The organism is uncultured Aquimarina sp. (genome assembly GCF_947492405.1).
GTDB lineage: Bacteria > Bacteroidota > Bacteroidia > Flavobacteriales > Flavobacteriaceae > Aquimarina.
Window position 1 is genome coordinate 407,559 of sequence record NZ_CANLMP010000005.1, and the last position, 17,621, is coordinate 425,179.

Annotated in this window: 21 protein-coding genes; 20 read left to right on the forward strand and 1 reads right to left on the reverse strand. The window is 30.5% G+C overall.

Annotation, left to right across the window (positions count from 1 at the left end):
* Window positions 1–336 precede the first annotated feature (336 nt).
* The 3 genes from Q0829_RS19105 to Q0829_RS19115 are packed head-to-tail and all read left to right on the forward strand — an operon-like array spanning window position 337 to window position 1,578.
* Entirely contained in the window at window positions 337–567 is a 231-nt protein-coding gene (locus Q0829_RS19105; protein WP_298546080.1) for a hypothetical protein, read from the forward strand.
* Window positions 536–1,366: a hypothetical protein gene (locus tag Q0829_RS19110; protein ID WP_298546081.1), complete on the forward strand. Its 831-nt coding sequence runs from the start codon at window positions 536–538 to the stop codon at window positions 1,364–1,366. The genes Q0829_RS19105 and Q0829_RS19110 overlap by 32 nt, the downstream gene beginning before the upstream one ends.
* 17 nt (window positions 1,367–1,383) lie before the next feature.
* Complete coding sequence (locus Q0829_RS19115) at window positions 1,384–1,578, forward strand: hypothetical protein (protein ID WP_298546083.1); 195 nt, start codon at window positions 1,384–1,386, stop codon at window positions 1,576–1,578.
* 4 nt (window positions 1,579–1,582) lie between these two features.
* Here the strand turns inward: Q0829_RS19115 and Q0829_RS19120 are convergent, their stop codons facing one another.
* Window positions 1,583–2,014, reverse strand: a complete 432-nt coding sequence (locus tag Q0829_RS19120; protein WP_298546085.1) for a hypothetical protein — start codon at window positions 2,012–2,014, stop codon at window positions 1,583–1,585.
* 229 nt (window positions 2,015–2,243) lie between these two features.
* Here Q0829_RS19120 and Q0829_RS19125 point away from each other — a divergent pair, with 229 nt between their 5' ends.
* The 17 genes from Q0829_RS19125 (at window position 2,244) to Q0829_RS19205 (ending at window position 17,621) form a co-directional block, all read left to right on the forward strand.
* Window positions 2,244–2,465 carry a hypothetical protein gene (locus Q0829_RS19125; protein WP_298546087.1) on the forward strand — a complete coding sequence of 74 codons (222 nt, stop codon included), beginning with the start codon at window positions 2,244–2,246 and terminating at the stop codon, window positions 2,463–2,465.
* A gap of 35 nt (window positions 2,466–2,500) precedes the next feature.
* The gene (locus Q0829_RS19130) at window positions 2,501–3,076 is read left to right on the forward strand and encodes a hypothetical protein (protein ID WP_298546089.1); all 576 of its coding nucleotides are present in this window, start codon (window positions 2,501–2,503) and stop codon (window positions 3,074–3,076) included.
* Window positions 3,077–3,088: 12 nt separating this feature from the next.
* The gene (locus Q0829_RS19135; protein ID WP_298546091.1) at window positions 3,089–3,418 is read left to right on the forward strand and encodes a hypothetical protein; all 330 of its coding nucleotides are present in this window, start codon (window positions 3,089–3,091) and stop codon (window positions 3,416–3,418) included.
* A 16-nt stretch (window positions 3,419–3,434) separates the two neighbouring features.
* A complete protein-coding gene (locus tag Q0829_RS19140; protein ID WP_298546093.1) occupies window positions 3,435–3,923 on the forward strand; it encodes an asparaginase domain-containing protein in 489 nt (162 codons plus the stop codon).
* Between the two features lie 469 nt (window positions 3,924–4,392).
* Window positions 4,393–4,884 (forward strand): helix-turn-helix transcriptional regulator, encoded by a 492-nt coding sequence (locus Q0829_RS19145; protein WP_298546095.1) that lies wholly within the window; start codon window positions 4,393–4,395, stop codon window positions 4,882–4,884.
* Between the two features lie 230 nt (window positions 4,885–5,114).
* The gene (locus Q0829_RS19150; protein ID WP_298546096.1) at window positions 5,115–5,669 is read left to right on the forward strand and encodes a hypothetical protein; all 555 of its coding nucleotides are present in this window, start codon (window positions 5,115–5,117) and stop codon (window positions 5,667–5,669) included.
* 119 nt (window positions 5,670–5,788) lie between these two features.
* On the forward strand, window positions 5,789–6,283 hold the full coding sequence (locus tag Q0829_RS19155) for a hypothetical protein (RefSeq protein WP_298546098.1): 495 nt from the start codon (window positions 5,789–5,791) through the stop codon (window positions 6,281–6,283).
* A 461-nt stretch (window positions 6,284–6,744) separates the two neighbouring features.
* Window positions 6,745–6,921, forward strand: coding sequence for a hypothetical protein (locus Q0829_RS19160; RefSeq protein WP_298546099.1), 177 nt, complete (start codon window positions 6,745–6,747; stop codon window positions 6,919–6,921).
* 27 nt (window positions 6,922–6,948) lie between these two features.
* On the forward strand, window positions 6,949–7,119 hold the full coding sequence (locus tag Q0829_RS19165) for a hypothetical protein (RefSeq protein WP_155839674.1): 171 nt from the start codon (window positions 6,949–6,951) through the stop codon (window positions 7,117–7,119).
* 73 nt (window positions 7,120–7,192) lie between these two features.
* Window positions 7,193–8,176 carry a grasp-with-spasm system ATP-grasp peptide maturase gene (gwsG, locus tag Q0829_RS19170; protein WP_298546100.1) on the forward strand — a complete coding sequence of 328 codons (984 nt, stop codon included), beginning with the start codon at window positions 7,193–7,195 and terminating at the stop codon, window positions 8,174–8,176.
* A 181-nt stretch (window positions 8,177–8,357) separates the two neighbouring features.
* Complete coding sequence (gene gwsS / locus Q0829_RS19175) at window positions 8,358–9,374, forward strand: grasp-with-spasm system SPASM domain peptide maturase (protein WP_298546101.1); 1,017 nt, start codon at window positions 8,358–8,360, stop codon at window positions 9,372–9,374.
* Between the two features lie 16 nt (window positions 9,375–9,390).
* Complete coding sequence (locus tag Q0829_RS19180; RefSeq protein ID WP_298546102.1) at window positions 9,391–10,320, forward strand: hypothetical protein; 930 nt, start codon at window positions 9,391–9,393, stop codon at window positions 10,318–10,320.
* Between the two features lie 27 nt (window positions 10,321–10,347).
* A complete protein-coding gene (locus tag Q0829_RS19185; RefSeq protein WP_298546103.1) occupies window positions 10,348–11,208 on the forward strand; it encodes a hypothetical protein in 861 nt (286 codons plus the stop codon).
* A gap of 200 nt (window positions 11,209–11,408) precedes the next feature.
* On the forward strand, window positions 11,409–13,178 hold the full coding sequence (locus Q0829_RS19190; protein ID WP_298546104.1) for a phage baseplate assembly protein V: 1,770 nt from the start codon (window positions 11,409–11,411) through the stop codon (window positions 13,176–13,178).
* A 29-nt stretch (window positions 13,179–13,207) separates the two neighbouring features.
* Window positions 13,208–14,164: a hypothetical protein gene (locus Q0829_RS19195; RefSeq protein ID WP_298546105.1), complete on the forward strand. Its 957-nt coding sequence runs from the start codon at window positions 13,208–13,210 to the stop codon at window positions 14,162–14,164.
* Window positions 14,165–14,174: 10 nt separating this feature from the next.
* The gene (locus Q0829_RS19200) at window positions 14,175–14,657 is read left to right on the forward strand and encodes a DUF4280 domain-containing protein (RefSeq protein ID WP_298546106.1); all 483 of its coding nucleotides are present in this window, start codon (window positions 14,175–14,177) and stop codon (window positions 14,655–14,657) included.
* A gap of 21 nt (window positions 14,658–14,678) precedes the next feature.
* Complete coding sequence (locus tag Q0829_RS19205; RefSeq protein WP_298546107.1) at window positions 14,679–17,621, forward strand: hypothetical protein; 2,943 nt, start codon at window positions 14,679–14,681, stop codon at window positions 17,619–17,621.

Genomic DNA, 17,621 nt, shown 5'->3' on the forward strand with positions numbered 1-17,621 from the left:
AACTAGAAAAGAGTTAGAAAAATAACTCGATTTTATTATATGAGCTTATGATTCATTTTTTACGGTAAAACATTAATAACAATACGGTTATTTTATCGTTGCAATTAACTTTAAATCAACTGTTTACATAGAAAAAATGTAATTTTCAGATCAAATCTGCTTTTTTTGTATTTTTTTTAACAAAAAAAACGGGTTTTATCCCCCAAAATCATCTGAAAATTCCGCGAATTTACAACTAAATTAGTTAAAAAATAATAGTGCCTTTTTTGATTTATAAGCATACTTTTACCTTGTAAATCAATTACTTATTTAACAATTTTAAAATTACCAGATGTTATGAAAATGACTAAGACACAATCCAAATTTTTAAATCTCTTTTTTGTAAGCTTTTTTCTATTATTTTTAACGTTGTCTTTAACAGCTTGTTCCGATGATACATTAGAGGAAAATGAAGAATTAGCATTATTCGCTTCTGATAAAGAAGAAGAACCAGATCCAGACGACAGAAAAAATAGTTTATTAGCATCAGATAAAGATGAAGAACCAGATCCAGACGACAGAGACTAAAAATCTAATTTTACCAATATTCATACTTTTAGGTGCAGTAATAATTTTTACTGCACCTTTATTACATATATACTTTCCAAAAAAACAAAATAATCAAATAGAATTTGAAGCCAAAATAAATGATTTTAATGAAGAAAAAGATTTGGCACTCTGTGATTTAAAACGACAATTTGAAACTGATCAAATCACTTCTTATGAATACATAAATTTACTAGAAGCATTTCAAATTGACAAGGATGTAGAAAACGATTTATTGGATTATGAGTTAGATAAAATAGTTGATAACAATAGAGTTTTTGGTTTTAGAAGTTTAAGAGTTTTTTTAATTGGATTTGGTATTCGTTTACCTTACATCCTATTCTCTGCTATTATTCTATTTTTTGTACTTTATTCTAGGGAAAAATTAAAGAAAAACATTTATCTATACAATGCAGTAAGATTTCTGTATTCTATAGCTTTCTTAATTTCGTTTTATATGACTATCTGGTTTTTATTACCCCGCGATTTACCAGTTACAGCATATCATATTCTAATTGGGTTTCTGGCTACTTTAAGTAGTGTATGCTCTATTTTTCTTCTTAAATATTATTATAGTCGAAAAACAGATTTTCATCTGAGTCTTAAAGTAAGAGAATTAGTGAGGTTTATAACTCAACTTCGAAAAACTTATGTCTTAGATTTTGCTGTGAAAGCGACCCAAGCAGACCCTAACCTAAAGAATGATATTAAAGTTAAGTTAGGTGAGTTTGAAGAGGAATTACAGGAAACAATGATGAAGGTAGCTAAAAATGAAGGGTAATAAATTAGCTAATAAAAATGAAAATTAAGAAAGGTGAGCTATACAAGAAAATTTTTAAGCAAGGCTTAATTTATGAATCAGATGCTGATGAATTAAGTCAATCTCTTATGAGTTTGTTTGAAGAAGAGATAGTAAAAAAGGAACAACAACTAAATCAACTTACACTTAAAAAAGAACTACTAAACAAAGGAATTTCCTCCAATGAAGAGTAACTAATCATTTTACTTTTTCAAGGTGTTTTTTTGAAACTTCTTCAAGTCGTTCTATGATCAACTCCTCATCAGTTATTTTACCGTCTAGTATCTTCATTTTAATGTACATCCAAAGTAGCCCACTTTTAGTAAACTCTGTATCTCTTATATACATGTTCTCAATAATCTGGGCTACCGAATAACTGTTAAGTTCTTCATCATTATCAACTTTTCTGGGTTTTAAACTATTATTAGATAAATCTGAATTGACAAGATCATCTAATGAGATCTGATAAGTCTCAGAAATCTTTTGAAGTGTATCAATCTTGGGTAACGCCTTCTCATCAATATACGAACCAATGTTACCTCTTCTTAAACCAACTGTCTCACCAAAAGCATCCTTGCCAAGCCCAGTTTGACGAAGTAAAAAACTTAAATTTTTTGCTATATTATTCATTTTTTGTGTGAACAATGCATATTATATATGTATTTTACATATATAATATGTATATTTGCTTGAGGTTAAAAGGTAAAAATATGAAAATTCAGCTGAATTCGATAATAAATTATCTGTACACGAAAAATATAAATTCTAATTTTAAGAAAAACATAAATAATCCTCATCTAATTACTTATCAAAATTTAGTTGCAAATAGTTTATAAACTTTAACATAAAAAGTTGTTTTATGAAAGAAAATAGGAAACTAATAGTTGAGAGTTGGTTCAGAGAATATGAGGATATATTTAAAGGAAGCGGAGTGGATCGATGGTTGAAATTTCCTGAAGGAACAATGCAAAAATTTTTTAAATACAACATTCCTTTAAATAAAAATAAAATTAATATGGCATATAGAGAAATAACCAAACTTACCGAACTGTTTGAAAATCTAAAAAAAGGTAAACTTTAGAATTAGGAAGTCAAATTATACCAAAATAATTTTATATGAAGAATCTACAGCTAAATCCAAACGAAAGTAAATACATTACATCTATAATAAGATCTTTAAAAATGGATATAAACAAATTTACCCAAAACTTATTTGCTAAGGAAAACTTCGAAGTTACGTTATATCAATGGTCAATCAATCTTTTTAATGAAGGTAAAACATCTGAAGAAGCAATAAAAATTGTTAACCAAAGAATCAGCTTAGTTTTATCTAATTCCACAGAGCCAAAGCCCAATCCTCAACATTTAGTTCTCATTAAGAATCATCAAAAAGTAATGGATTTACTTCAAGTTAATCTTATTTATAATTCTTTAAATACTGATGAAAAACACTCAATACAAAATAGAATTGATGCTTTTGTTAAAACAGATTTATACACTCCAAACGATGTGGTCAATATAATTCTTAAGGTGATACAGAATACTATGCCAGACAGAACTGGACAAGCTAATAATGTTCGAAATATAAATGACCTTGCGATTATTTCTAAAGTAGATAAAATTATGAACTATAAAACTTTGAATAATAGCATCCTTTTCAAGCGCTCCAGTGTGCATTCCAACTGGGACTAGTTTTAAATTAATATGAAAAAATATTCACTATCGCGATTAATGATCCAACTATTATTAGAAGACTTTCTTATAGGGATATTCATGCCATCACTATTTCTAGGAATATCCAAATTCCTATTTGACACTTTTTATGATACAATCATTGAAATTCCATATATGGACATAGTTCTGTATCTTATGTATGGGTTTATTGGGTATTTCATTCTGTTATTTTTAATAACATTATACTCACTTGTCAAAAGCTTACCATTAATAATCAAAATCTTTAAAAATAGTAATGAAATTGATAATGCTTGCGAAAACGTACTGTTAAACCCATTGAATCCTGAAGATAACAATTGAATAAAATAATAGTAGAATGATACATATAATCACAACTGGGGGAACCATAGGTGGACGAGATCTTAATCAAAATGAAGAAAAAGCAGATAATTCTCAAGTGAATATCGCTTCTTTTTTAGAAAATGCCAATGTATCTTTCAAATACCATATTGATCAGGTATTTGACAAGGATAGCCGTTTAATAGATGAAAATGATAGAGAACTTATTTCGAAAAAAGTAATGCGCTCTGAACAAGATAAAATTTTAATCACTCACGGAACATTTACTATGGATAAAACTGCCAAATATTTGGGAGAGCTAAACATAAACAAAACTATTGTTCTGGTCGGCTCGTTTGTTCTAGGAAATAATCTACATACCGATGCCCCTTTTAATTTAGGGTTCGCATTCTCATCATTAAATTTTTTAAATAAAGGCGTTTATATTGTTATGAATGGTGCAATTTTCGGTTGGAAAAACGTCCATAAAAATATAGAAAAAAATAGGTTCGAATCCTTAACTTAACCCTTATTACATGTTTGGAACTTCGATACATTGGACTACATTTTTCTATTTGTTAATAGATTTTTTTATCGTTTTATTTGTAGTTAGCAGATCCTACAAATTAAAGTCCTTTAACCGAAAACGATACGTTCTTTTAGGCGTTTTATTCATTCTTTATAATGCTACAGGAGGATTTTTACCTCTAAATAGTTTTCCAGAAACGTTCATAATACAATACATTGTAACCTATAGTGTAGCTATCGGTCTATGTATATTTATCATATACTATTTGTATAAGGAATATGATATAGTTATCATTCAATTCTACTTCTCCATTCGTAATATCATTATTTTACTTGCTTCTTGTTTTTTTATGCTATTTCTGCTACCCTATTTTCTTACAAATTCCCTATTTATTGCAAGGCTAAGCTTCACTTTACCGATTGCTATAATTGGGTGCTACTTTCTATGGGCGTTTTATCATAAGGTTATGCGATCGAATGAAATAAATAAATTTATAGTTAGACGCAGCAATCTTTCAATTATCAGTGTTAGTGCCGTTGTACTTCTTCCCTTATTGACTGTTATTGGAGACTATCAATGGATTACTTTCACAATTATGAACATTTCTTTTTATGCCATTACGACAATGGAAGTTGATAGATATCTTTATTTTTTAGAGAATAAACATAAAATATTAGACTTATCCACCGTCAAAAAACGGGATGAAAATAAGCTTGTTGAATCAACACTTATGTTTTATGATTTAACTCCACGTGAACTTGAGATAGCACTATCCATTTTAGACAACAAATCTTATAAAATAATAGGAGAAAATTTCTTTATTGCTGAAAGAACAGCCTCCAAACACGCCTCTAATATATTCAAAAAAACAGGGGCGAAAAATAAAGCAGAATTCTTTAGCAAGTTTGATAATAGACTAAACATTGAGAATAAAAATAAAAAAAAATCAACTGACTGATCATCAATTAAATAATAGGATTTACGTATGTAAAATACGCCTTTATACGTATGTAAATACGTTATTATTTCGCTTAACTTCTTAATCTTTAATTTAGTTTTATTCCCCTAATATTTTTGTTAAAACAGTCATGTAGTTGATTTGGGAAATGATAAAATTCAAGAATTATTTAAACTTTTCACACAGAAGTTTAACAGACCTGAACCTAGTGATTAGAAAATTGAAAATCGATGAGCAACAGTATAGAACTAAATAATAAACGTAATAAGTTTCTTCTTGTCATTATTACTTCGATGCAAATAGAAATGGACGATTTTATTAGAAGAGTGGCAAGTGAAGAGTGTTATGAAGTATTGATTTATAAATGGTCTAATCAACTCTATGAAAAAGGAACAACAACAGATTATGCTATTCGTGTCATCCATAAGGCAAGAAGGCTAGTATTAATGACTAAAACTTATCATCAAAATAGATATACAACGAATCTAACTTTAGAGAAATTACTTACTATGATGAATGAACATCCTAAATACAACAAACTTGATCCCGAAGCAAAACTAATTGTTCAGAAAAAAGTAGCAGAGATGTTTAATAATAATGCGCGTATAGAAGCCATAGAAGAAGTTTTAGAAAAAATAAATCCCAATGTATCGGTTGATAAACAAATGAATCAAGTAGCTTTTATTAGAATTACGGTCAATAAAATAATGAGTGCTGTTAGAAAATGGAATCTAAACGAGTATTGGGAAAACAGAAGAAAAAGAAATCTTAAAAATAATAATTAGTATTGATACCCCAACCAGAGATATCGGGTGCTTATAAGTGATTATTTTTTGTATCTCCCCGTGTATACTACTCTAAAGTACCCGAATATCTTTTATAAATTTTACTAAAATAAATAAACATGCTAACTCATCAAGATCATATGATACAAAAAGTACTCCAACTATTTGACGGGATGACTAAGATAGAAGCCTTCGATATTTTACATCAAATAGAAATTCTATTGAACGAACAAACATCTCCTATTCAATTTAATCGTATCAAAATGGCACAGGAAAAATTATTCCTGAAAAATGCCATACTCCCAGTTGGTAATCAGGGATATTGTTATTTAATAGATGATTGCAATTATTTAAAAGTATATGAGTTTAAATCCACGTTACCCACTTTTATTACAGGTAAAACCATCTATTACACCTTGCCAAACGAGCATAAATTAAAACCATTAACCAATCAGAATATGGAGGACACATTTAAAAATACGCATCTAAAATATGTGATCCTTCAATTTCTAAAAGATAATAAAGTAAGTAAGCGAAATTCAAGAACCAAACGGTTATTGCTTATGGAATTACTTGACCAAATTGATCCTAAAAATTTTCAAAAAACGAAATAATATATGAAATACGTAAGAGCCGTTGCGTTGAATTTGCGTTAGTAATTATGGGGTGCTTGATATAGTGGAATACTGAGAGGTATTATATTATTTGGGGTTATAAATAATAAAGTCATTTTCAAGAACTCCTTTTCATAATAAGAAAAGACCTTTGCCACACAAAACAGATGACATAGAATAAAACAAATGGTAATTTAAGTGATTAATAAAAGAATACAACACCTGAAAATCACAAACAATTGACTATCAGTTAAAAGAAAGAAAGTACGTATGTAAAATACGCCTTTTCACGTATGTAAATACGTTGTTTTTTTGTTCAATTTTACAATCTTTAATATACTTTTATTTCCCCTAATATCTTTAATGTAATATTCAATTAATTGTACAACAATCTTTACATTAAAATAGGTGGAAGCCGAAAAACCTAAAAAAAGAGTAGGCTAAATTAAACAGTGAATTTTATGAAAAAAATCAAATCATTGAGCGAATTCAAAGAATCTAGGTTCGCATTAGACACAAGACAAGGTAGATTCATTATGGGAGGTGGAACGCATTGTGTAATCATTACCAACTGTGGTGAAGGAGAAAACGAAGACACCGAAATCGATGAGCAACATTGCGAACCAGCGGAATGTTAGTCATATCATTAAATAAAACAAATCAGAATGAAAAAACTACAAAAATTAAAACTTGAAAATTTTAAAGAATTTCAACTTAAAAAAACCAACCACATTTTTGGGGGAGTTGGAACTTGTTTTGGAACCTGTTGTGGAGAAAAAACAGGTTGCGAAGATTGGGAGGATGATCCAGAGGATTCAACTTCAATTATTGCATAAGGAGTAACTTCTTAATTAATTTAAAACTTTAAGCCTAAATTTTTTTCAAAATTTAGGCTTAATTCTCATCCATATGATATTAATTTTATCCAAAGAGCAAGAAGAATCTACCAATAGTGTAATTGACTGGTTGGAATATAGTGATGCTGAATACATAAGGTTTAATGGAGACAATTTTGATCTAAACCAGTTCTATTTGGAGATATCAGAATCATCCAGTGACTTTTTAACAGGTATCCCCTGCGATATTTCTGATGTTAATGTTGTATGGTATAGAAGATGGGGGAATCTTGGTAAACCAATGCCTTTCGTAAAAATTAGCGATGATACTGATTTTCATAAAACGCTTAATAATTACCTATTAGATGAAAATAAGCATCTATCACTGGCTTTGTTTTCCTTGTTCCAAGATTCATATTGGCTATCAAAACCAAAAAGTCATATAATAGAAGATAAATTCCTCTATTTATCAGCAGCTAAGTCATTAGATATAACAATCCCAAACACCTTCTTATTAAATAATAAAAAAAAGTTAACAGATATACTGAAATCAGGAGTTAAACTCATTTCTAAAAGTCTCGGAAATGCCCACAAAATAAAATATAACAATAAAACACATATTCCATACACGGATGAAATTACTGAGAGTGATTTAGAGAATCTGGAAGAAACATTCTTTGTCTCTTTGTTTCAAGAGAAAATAGAAAAAGAGTATGAAATCAGATCATTCTATTTGGATGGCACATTTTATAGCATGGCTATTTTTTCTCAATTTGATGATAAAACTGAATTAGATTTCAGGCGGTACAATTTTTCCAAACCAAATAGAACGGTTCCGTATAGTTTACCCAAAGAACTAGAAAAGAAACTAATAAAGTTAATGGAGAAATTTAACTTCAATACCGGATCTATAGACATTATAAAATCAAAAAACGGGAAATATTATTTTTTAGAAATTAACCCTATAGGTCAATTCGGAATGACATCAATTCCGTGCAATTTTCAAATAGAAAAAAAGATAGCCGAATTCCTCATTTCTAAAGACAAACATATATGAATAAAAAAGAAAAGATATCTGATTATATCAAAAGAAATAAAATATCCAAAGAGGTTCCTGTGATTCTTCATAAAATTGAAAGTGTAAACCAAAACGACAAAGTAATCATAAAAACTTTCAAAAGTTCAGTATACAAAACCAATAAAATGGTGTGTTTTTCATTCTATAAAAATATCTTTTAATGAATCAGATTCAACGCAACAGTTATTTTAAATTATTTAGCAATTGTATTCTAGTACCTGGAGCTACAAAAGCTGCTATTTATGATTTACAAAGAGAACAGTTATTCCATATACCTTTGAGTTTTTATGAGATTTTGACTTCATCTGAAATAATAAAGGTATCAAACTTGTATGATGAGTATCCGCAAGATCACGAAACTCTACGCGAATATTTTGATCTTCTTACTCAAAACGATCTGATTTTCTTTATGGAAAGTAAACAAGGGTTTGAGAATTTCCCCGAAATAGATTTCAGCTTTAATTACCCTAGTCTTTTGTCTAATGTTATTATTGCCCTAAAACCAACAGAATCAATACTAAAATATGTCGAAAATATTATAGCTAATGTAGTTGACACGAAATGTAAATATCTTCAGTTAAGGTTTCGTATTGATTTTAATTCTTCCATTTTTCAAAAGGTGTTAACTCTATTTTTCGAGAACACCTTTTTTAAAGGGTTGAATTTAATAATACATCAAAGTATTTTTGACCACAGTGATTCTAAGGAAATACTAAAACATCCTCTTATCGGTCAAATTATAGTATTTGGAACAGAGAACAATTCTAGTAAAAATTCAGACCCTAATGATCTTGTTTACTATGAAAAGACAGATTTTCCAAAGTTCACTGGTTTAAATGAATTTCGGTTTAATCATTTTCAGCCAAACATCATATCGTATTCAGAAGCAAAAAGTCATAACTTGTATTATAATAAAAAAGCGTATATAGCTCCTAATGGTGAAGTTTTTCAGTCTCCATTTGCGAATAATTCAATGGGTACTATTTTTAAAAACTCATTAAAAGAGATAGTCGAAGAATTAGATTTTCAAGAAATATGGGACATTTCAAAAGATAAAATTGCCGTCTGCAAAGATTGTGAATTCAGATATGTTTGTAATGATGGTAGAATTCCATTGAAAAAGGAAAAAAAGTATTATTTTGAAGAAGCTTGTACTTACGATCCATATAACGAATAATAGTTATTAAATAGTATTGAAAAGAAATAGAACACATATAAATCGTAAAGAATTCGTACTGTTAAGCAGCAAGCTTGCTTTGTTTTCTATTCTTGCGCCCTACCAGAATGTTATACCAAATTCAAAAGTTGGTAATGACATTGAATTAAAACGTCAATTAATTGAGGATATACAAACATTCTTTCAGAGTAAAATGAATTTTACTACGAAAAATTTCTACAGAAATTTTACTCGAAGTAATCAAATGACTGAATATTTATATATTTCGAAACCAGATAAAATTCAAGAAACCGAAGAGTTCTCCAAATATGTTTATTATGGGAATTCAACCGAAAAAGCTGCTACAAAAAAGAAAGAACTAGATGCTTTAGGATATCATACGCTGTTATATAAAACAGCTGGGACAATGTTAACGCTTTTGACTGATAGATTGCTATCTTATTCTTTAGAGAGTATATCTTTTATCGCTTTTCATGAATTGACCCATAAGTATATAAAGAAGAATAGTAAGATTCCTTATGAAATTGAGGAAGCTACTTGTGATGTAATTGCAAATTATGAATCCCTCAATTTCTCCGATAATTACAGAAATCTAAATACCAAAAAAGTTAAATATCAAATCAAGTCAATAGAACAAATAAAGAAAATAATAAATCACTTTTATTCTCATATCAATTCTCATAAGGATACCAATGATATATATAAAATCTGCGAAAATGAAATTTTTGATTTAACACAGAATAAAGGTTTGTTTTTACGAGATAGATATCAGTATCCAGTAAATAATGCTTATTTTCTCAGAACGAAAAGTTATAGTCATGATTACTTTACATTAAAAAAACTATTCCAAAACACAAAGAATACTAAAGAATTCCTTGATCTAATTATTGCATTGCCAAATGATTATAACGATGCAATAAGCATCGTCAAAAACTTGTTAAAATAACACCTTGAAATCTAAGACAACCTAATTATGAAAATGACCTACAAAATGCTTTTATCTATTCTAACACTTACTATGTTTGGTTGTAAACTAGACAAAAAGGGATATACTTTAGTAGAGGAAGATGGTATTCTTGTAGAGGTATTCGATGAAAGTAATAAGGATGAAAACAGGTATACCCAAAATAATAAAACATTCAGAGATCAAAACGAATACATCTATTCATATAAACATATCAATGCTAATGATCAAGTCTATTTGTTTGAAGAAGATCATACTGTTTCAGATAGAAGATATTCTTGGAAGTTTGTTCCAGTTGACTCAATAAACAATAATACTATTCAAAAAATAAGTATAAAGGTGCGAAAAGGGTTATTTCCGATGATTGAACAAAATCCTGAATATAACCAAACAATTATTCAATATGAATACTTGACATCTAATAATCAAGTTCCTTTTAATTCGGTGTCGGGACTAATAGAAAACGAAAAGAATATATGGATGCACCCTCCAAGAGACAAGTATTTTAGAATTCTTGAGTTAAACCCTTTTCCCTTTATTAAAGCTCCATATAAAGTTGGAAACAAATGGAATTGGAATCTTAAGATTGGGAGCGCTTGGGGAGATAAAAGATGGAAAGTATGGCAAGGAGGAATAGAAAATAAGTACGACTATGAAATTGTTGGTAAGAAAAGAATTAAAACAAAACTAGGAGAATTAGAATGCTTTGAAATTTACGCATATGCAAATAATAAAATAGGCAAAACAGAACTGACTGCATTATTTAGTAAGGAGTATGGCTTTGTTAGGTTAAATTACGTCAATATTGATAAAAGTAAAACTGTTTTATCCTTAACTGAATTTAAACAAAATAGACAAGATGCAAATTGATTTAATATAAATACACATGTTATTAAACGAATATACAAGTTACTTATCGAAAATGTTAAATTTTAGCAGGGGTAATACCCCCTATTACTATAAGTCAATACAATAATAAGTGTAAGTTTGCATTATAATATCTCTATGTAACAGGTAACAAATCATCAAATTAAGACACTTATATATAGAACCCTAAATAAATACAGCATATGGCCTTACAAACTACTACTGAAATTTTTATCTCTGGAACACCTATCCAATCATACATTTCTTTGAAACTCCAGCAACAACTCCAAGATCATCATACTTTAGAATTAGTATGCAGAACAGACGTTGTAGAGCAGTTTTCTGAAGAATTAATAGGTGATAGCAAAGAATATCTAGGAGGTGTTATTTCTGTAAAAATAAGTTCCGTAACTGATTTTGGAGGATATAAAGAATTAGAGTTCAAAGGGGTTATTACTAAAGTTATGGGAACTAAAGGATTCCATCAATCTAGTGGAGACTTAGTTACTATAGAAGCTAAAAGTACTTCTATCCTATCAGATGATGGTGCCCATTATGATTCATTCAGCGATATGAGTCTTTCTGAAATTTTAGAGCAAACTTTTCAAGGATATGACAAAGGGAAGCTCGAAACTAATTTTTCGCCAGTATCTTCTGATACAATTCACTATTCTGTACAACATAATCAGAGCGCCTTTAGTTACGCCAGTAGATTAGCAGCTTATTATAACGAATGGTTCTATTATGATGGGCAAAAACTTATTTTTGGGAGTCCGAGTAATGAGGAGACAGAGCTACAATATGGAATAGACTTACAAAACTTCTCGATAGAATTAAACACTGTTCCCAATTCATTCGACTATTTTACCAATGATTACATAGTTGATGAAATCCACAGTAAATCAAGTGCCGATATTTCTATCCCTTCGGAGGGGTATCACGGATTTACCGATAATAAATCAAAAGAATTATTCAATAAACAGACACAGGTATTTCATAACACCTATTATGATACTTCTACAAAACTAAGATTAGACACTCAGGTAGATCAGTACACCAAGGCACGTGCTATGAAACAAGTGATCGCCAAAGGTTCATCTGATAATCCAGGAGTAAATTTAGGAGAAGTCATAAAGATCAAAGGAAAAGGTACTTATAGAATCATAAAAATTATACATACTAATATTGAAGGGGGCTCTTATAAAAATACGTTTGAAGCCGTAGATGCTAATTTTACAGCCTATCCAAAAATGGATATCAACAGATATCCTATAAGTAACGTTCAGACTGCTACGGTAGTAGAAAACACAGATCCAGATGGAATAGGCAGAATTAAAGCTCAGTTCCCTTGGCAAAAAGCATCAGGAGTAACAACCCCTTGGTTACGTATGATGACTCCTCACGCAGGATCAGACAAAGGGTTTCACTTTATTCCAGAAATTGGAGAAAAAATAATTATTGGCTTCGAGGGAGGTAATGCAGAAAAACCGTTCGTTATGGGAGCTTTATATAGTGGCTCAGCTAAACCAGACAATTGGCAGACAGATGCAAATAACATCAAAGCAATACGTACAAGATCTGGTCATCTTATAGAACTAAATGATACTGATGGGAGTGAGAAAATTGTTATTAGTGATAAGAATAGTAACTTAGTACGTATTGATACTGCTAACAACAATATTGAGATTTCTGCATTGGAAAACATGACATTGAACGCTAAAAATATTGAGATAAATGCTCAGGAAGAAATTAAAATGAATGCAGGAACTAATATGATTGCAAGAGTTACTGAAGATTTTTCTGTCAATGCTAAAAATGGTACAGAAATGATTGAAGAGAATAAAACTTTGGTAGCGAAGGAGATCTTAGAAAATGCTGATAAAGTTGTCATAGAAAGTTCCAAGGAAAATTTAGAGCTTGTAAGTTCTAAACAAGTAGACATTAAGGGGAATGACAATATTAAATTGTTTTAATAGTGCGATTAGAATTTATCCCTAAAGAAATGAAAGAAGAAAAATCTTCACAAGAAGTTCTAATACCATTAAATGCCATAGAACTTGATCCATTATCTTTAAGAAGAACGTATGGAGTCAGCCTATTTTATGGAAAGGATAAATTAACAAAAATTCAGTATAAAATTGATCTCATCTATAAAAAGGAAACAGAAGATGAAAATTTTATTATAGAAATTCAAAAACAAGAATTATATATCAATGAAAAAAGAGTTTCCTCGTCTGTCGACTTATTGATGGAAAAATGTGGTGAAGTTCTATATCCATTAGAGATTAGCGTCAATAAAAACTTGAAGTTTTTAGAGATTGCTAATCATAGTACGATTGTAAAAAGATGGGAGTATCTAAAAAAAGAGATCAAAAAGTCATTTGAAGGAAATTTTGCTGATTCTATAATTGATGAAACAAGTAAAATACTTAGTGATTCAGATGCTATAAAAAGAAAATTAGTTGAAAATGATTGGTTTTATATTCTATTTTTCAACCCTGTAGGGACTAGAAATTTTGAACAACATCTTCCTTTAATTGCCAATAAAAGAGGAATTGCATATACATTCAGAAATACTGCTCATTACCATATAAAAAGAAAAAGAGACATTGTTATCCATAAACAAGGAACTTGCACAGATGAGCGAAGCGAACAAGAGATCTTTCAAGGAAAAACGATTTCTAATGAAAATGAAAACCAAGTTTCTGGAAAGAGTAATTTCACCTATCAAATTTTTCGTGGTAGTAACTTGGTAGATGTAATTATAGGAGAAGTTGAACTGCGTTTCCCTTCTAACAAAAAAGAATTTGTTAAAGTTGAAATATTCAATCTTAGAAATGAAATTCCAAAAACTAATCAAGAAAAGGCAAACCAAAAGGATCAGGAATTAGAAAAGGATATAAAAGAGAAAAAGAAGAAAAAGAAATATTTTCTTTTTGGTAAAGAAATAAAAATTTAAAATTATAGCTATGAGTAAAGGACATGTAATAGTTCACGGAGCTATGTGTAAATGTAAATTTGGTAATGTGCCCGATACTTTGGTAGTACAAACACAAACCAAAGGGTATGTAAACGATAGTGAAGGAAGTCAAAAATTAATAGGCAACACTATGGATATAGGAATGCCTTTCCAAGCTAAAACGTTTGGTCAGTGTAAACTACAGCCGTCATCAAGTGGATACCTACCTTGCATACCTTCTATAACTCAATGGCAAGATCCTTATGAAAATGTAACATTACCTAATAATGGAAAAGTGCTTACAGAAAAAAGTAAAGCTATATGTGCCATAGCAGGTAGTCCTTGTGTAGAATTCACTTGGCATGGACAGACTGCTGCACCTGGAGCAACAGGAATATCTGAAGAACAGGAGCTAGTACATAGTCAATTGAATCCATTAGCAAATGCGAAAAAATACAAACAAATTACCACCTGTCTTCTCGATGAAGCTTAATCAGTAATTAAGATAAAAAACATGGCTGCATCCTATAAAATAATATTTAACGATAATGAAACTTCAAGAATAAAGGTAAACCATAAGGATCGTTTGCTTACGGTACGTGGATCACAAATTATTAAAGCTTCGTCCTTTGATGAAAATAACAGGTCTACCAATATGAATTGGTTATGTCATATGTTTCAAAATGACCCTAGAGAAAACAACAACTATTTTAAGATAAATAAGCAAAAAATTTCCTTTCTTATTCCTACAGCCTATTTAGGAGGTGGGATAGGATGGGTAGAACCTGTTAAAGAAGGAGAAAAACCTACGTACAAAACTTCACACGGATATTATATTCAGGGCTTCGATCAGCCTGAGATTATAAGTACCGAATGGAGAGAATATAGTAAATACGACAATGGCGCACTTATAGAAGGTGATAAATATTTTGGAGAATTCATTCAATTACACATATATACAAAAGGCTTGTACGGGCAAAATGTAACCGTTCAACTCAGAAACGGGAACAATGAAAACATTGACCTAGAAGTTAAATCTAAAAGTACAGAGGATGAAAAAGGCAATAGAACTTCAGAAAAAAAGTATATGGATAAATACACCAGTACTATTTTTGCCTTTGAAGAAGTAGGAAGTAGTGGAAAAAACACCTACATACAAAAAACTGTAGTAAATGTTCGTCTAGAACAGCGTTGGCGACTCCAATACAATGAAGAAATTAAACTAAAAGCTATCATTGATAGCACAGTAAAGGGTTGCCCAACCTTTAAAAGTGATACCATCAAAGTAAAAGTGAAACAGTACGAGGATGCAGCACCCACTTCTATAGAAAAGCAAGGCAATCAAGCCGTGCAAATTTCTGATTTCACAACCAGTATTTTTGAATTTAATCCCTGTAGATACGATAAAATTATCAAAGAATACGGCAGTACTACGCCAGAAACCTTATTTAGTACTTCAGAAAATATAAATGTACCAATAAAAAACATTGATATCGGTGTGGTAGTTGCTCAAAATAGCACAGACACCTTAAGTATTTCTATAGAAGACCTTGATGTAGAGAAATGTCTAAGAGATGCGCATAGTAAACCCACTACGATTGATATCACCCATTTACAAGAAGATTATCCAAAGGCAAAAATAGAAGGTGACACCAAACTTACCTTCGTACCTACCTATAAATATGAATATCTCGATCCATTAAATTACTACAATTTTTTCGTTACATATTTTCCAATATTTAAGAGGAGTGAAAAAAACTATAAAATTTTAGTAAACTCCTGTGCTTTTGAAAAGGAGATACAACTATCTGTACTGCCGGATGTAGCTTTTGCAACTCATTTTCAAATTGGCAAACCCAAAGACTTTACAGATCAAAACAAAATTTATTATAGAAATATTGATCTGGAGAATGATTTAGTACGTGGATTAGACAAAGAGTTTGACAAGGCAAAACAAATGCGAGCCGAAGTTGGTAAATACTTACCCCAAAACCCTTTTAGCGAATTTGCGCAAGAAATTCTATTAGATTATTTAAAAGAAAAAGCGAATAAGTTTGCTATCGGACTCCACGCATATCATACTTTTTCCGAGGATGGAAAGAAAGCAGAACTAATCAATTACGCAAAAGAATACGAAGTTTTGTCCAAATTAGTAATTGGATATAGCTTATTGGTATCCGTAGCAGTAGATGCATTAATTCTATGGCTTACTAGAGGTCGATATGCCTTTGCAAAAGGTGCGCAAACTGCAAAAAAACTAACATTAGTTGTTCGTATCAAAAAAGGATATAAAACCTATAGAAAATTAAAACGATATCAAAAAACAGCAAAGGCCATTATCACAGGAAACCTCATTGATCCAGCTAAACCAAATGGAGAAGAAACTGAGTTCATGTGGCCTCAATTAAGTGAACATAGAGGCATAGGCTATGTTAATAATGAGGATGGTTCTGTAGGATTAGAGTTAACTCATAAACTGAGTGCCTCGCCATTGTTTGCGATGCAACATACGATGAAAGGAACTTTGGGATCCCTGATCGCTAGTTTTTTAGGTATTACTAAAATATTTGATACCGCAGAACAAGCTGTAGGTGTGGTTGGTCATCTTAGAACTTTAAAGAGTGCAAAAGAAGATATCCAAAAAGCGTCCAAAAAAAGAAAAGGAAGTAGTAATGAAAGCGCAGATATAAGTGATGACGATGAAGGCTTTGATTGGAAAAAATTATTTAAGTTTAGAGACTTACAGAAAGGTTTGGATGGTTTAGAAAAAATCATTCATAAACGACTAGAAGAGTATACCAAAAAGAAGCTGGGAGCAAGTGTATCAGTAGAATTAGAAGCTACTGGTTTTTTTACTGCTGACTATGAATTTAGGCTTAACTTGCATAAGAAAACATTAGAGTTAGATATCCAAGATAATGACTATGGTTTACTTAAATATGAACACCCCAGACAACTCACATTTGGGCAAGATTACGGAATTGATCTGCTGATAAAACTGGATGCTAACGTATTACAGACCCAAAAATGGAGTAGAATGAACAATTATCTCCCTGACTTTCTTGGGGTAACATTAAAAGATACCAGAGTAACCGCAGATATACAAGGACAAGTACGAGGTTCTCTTAACTTTGAGCGTACATTTACCTATATCAACCACGCAAAACCAGCATATCGAGATACCCTGATTTTTACTGGGGTGGTATTGCAAGGGTATGTAATGGTTAAATTTGAAGAAGAAGAAAAAGGTGGTAAATGGGAAAAGAAAAAGAAAATAGAAATAGGTAAGAAAGAAATGGTAAAACAAAAAGTAGAAGATCCAGAAACCTGTGAAGTTACAGAAAAAATAGTTCCGAGAAAAAATATGGTGAGTATGGAATTGATCCCTCCCTTTACCATTAATATGACAGAAACTGCTATTTTTGACAAAGAAACCTGGAAACAAACGATGGAATAA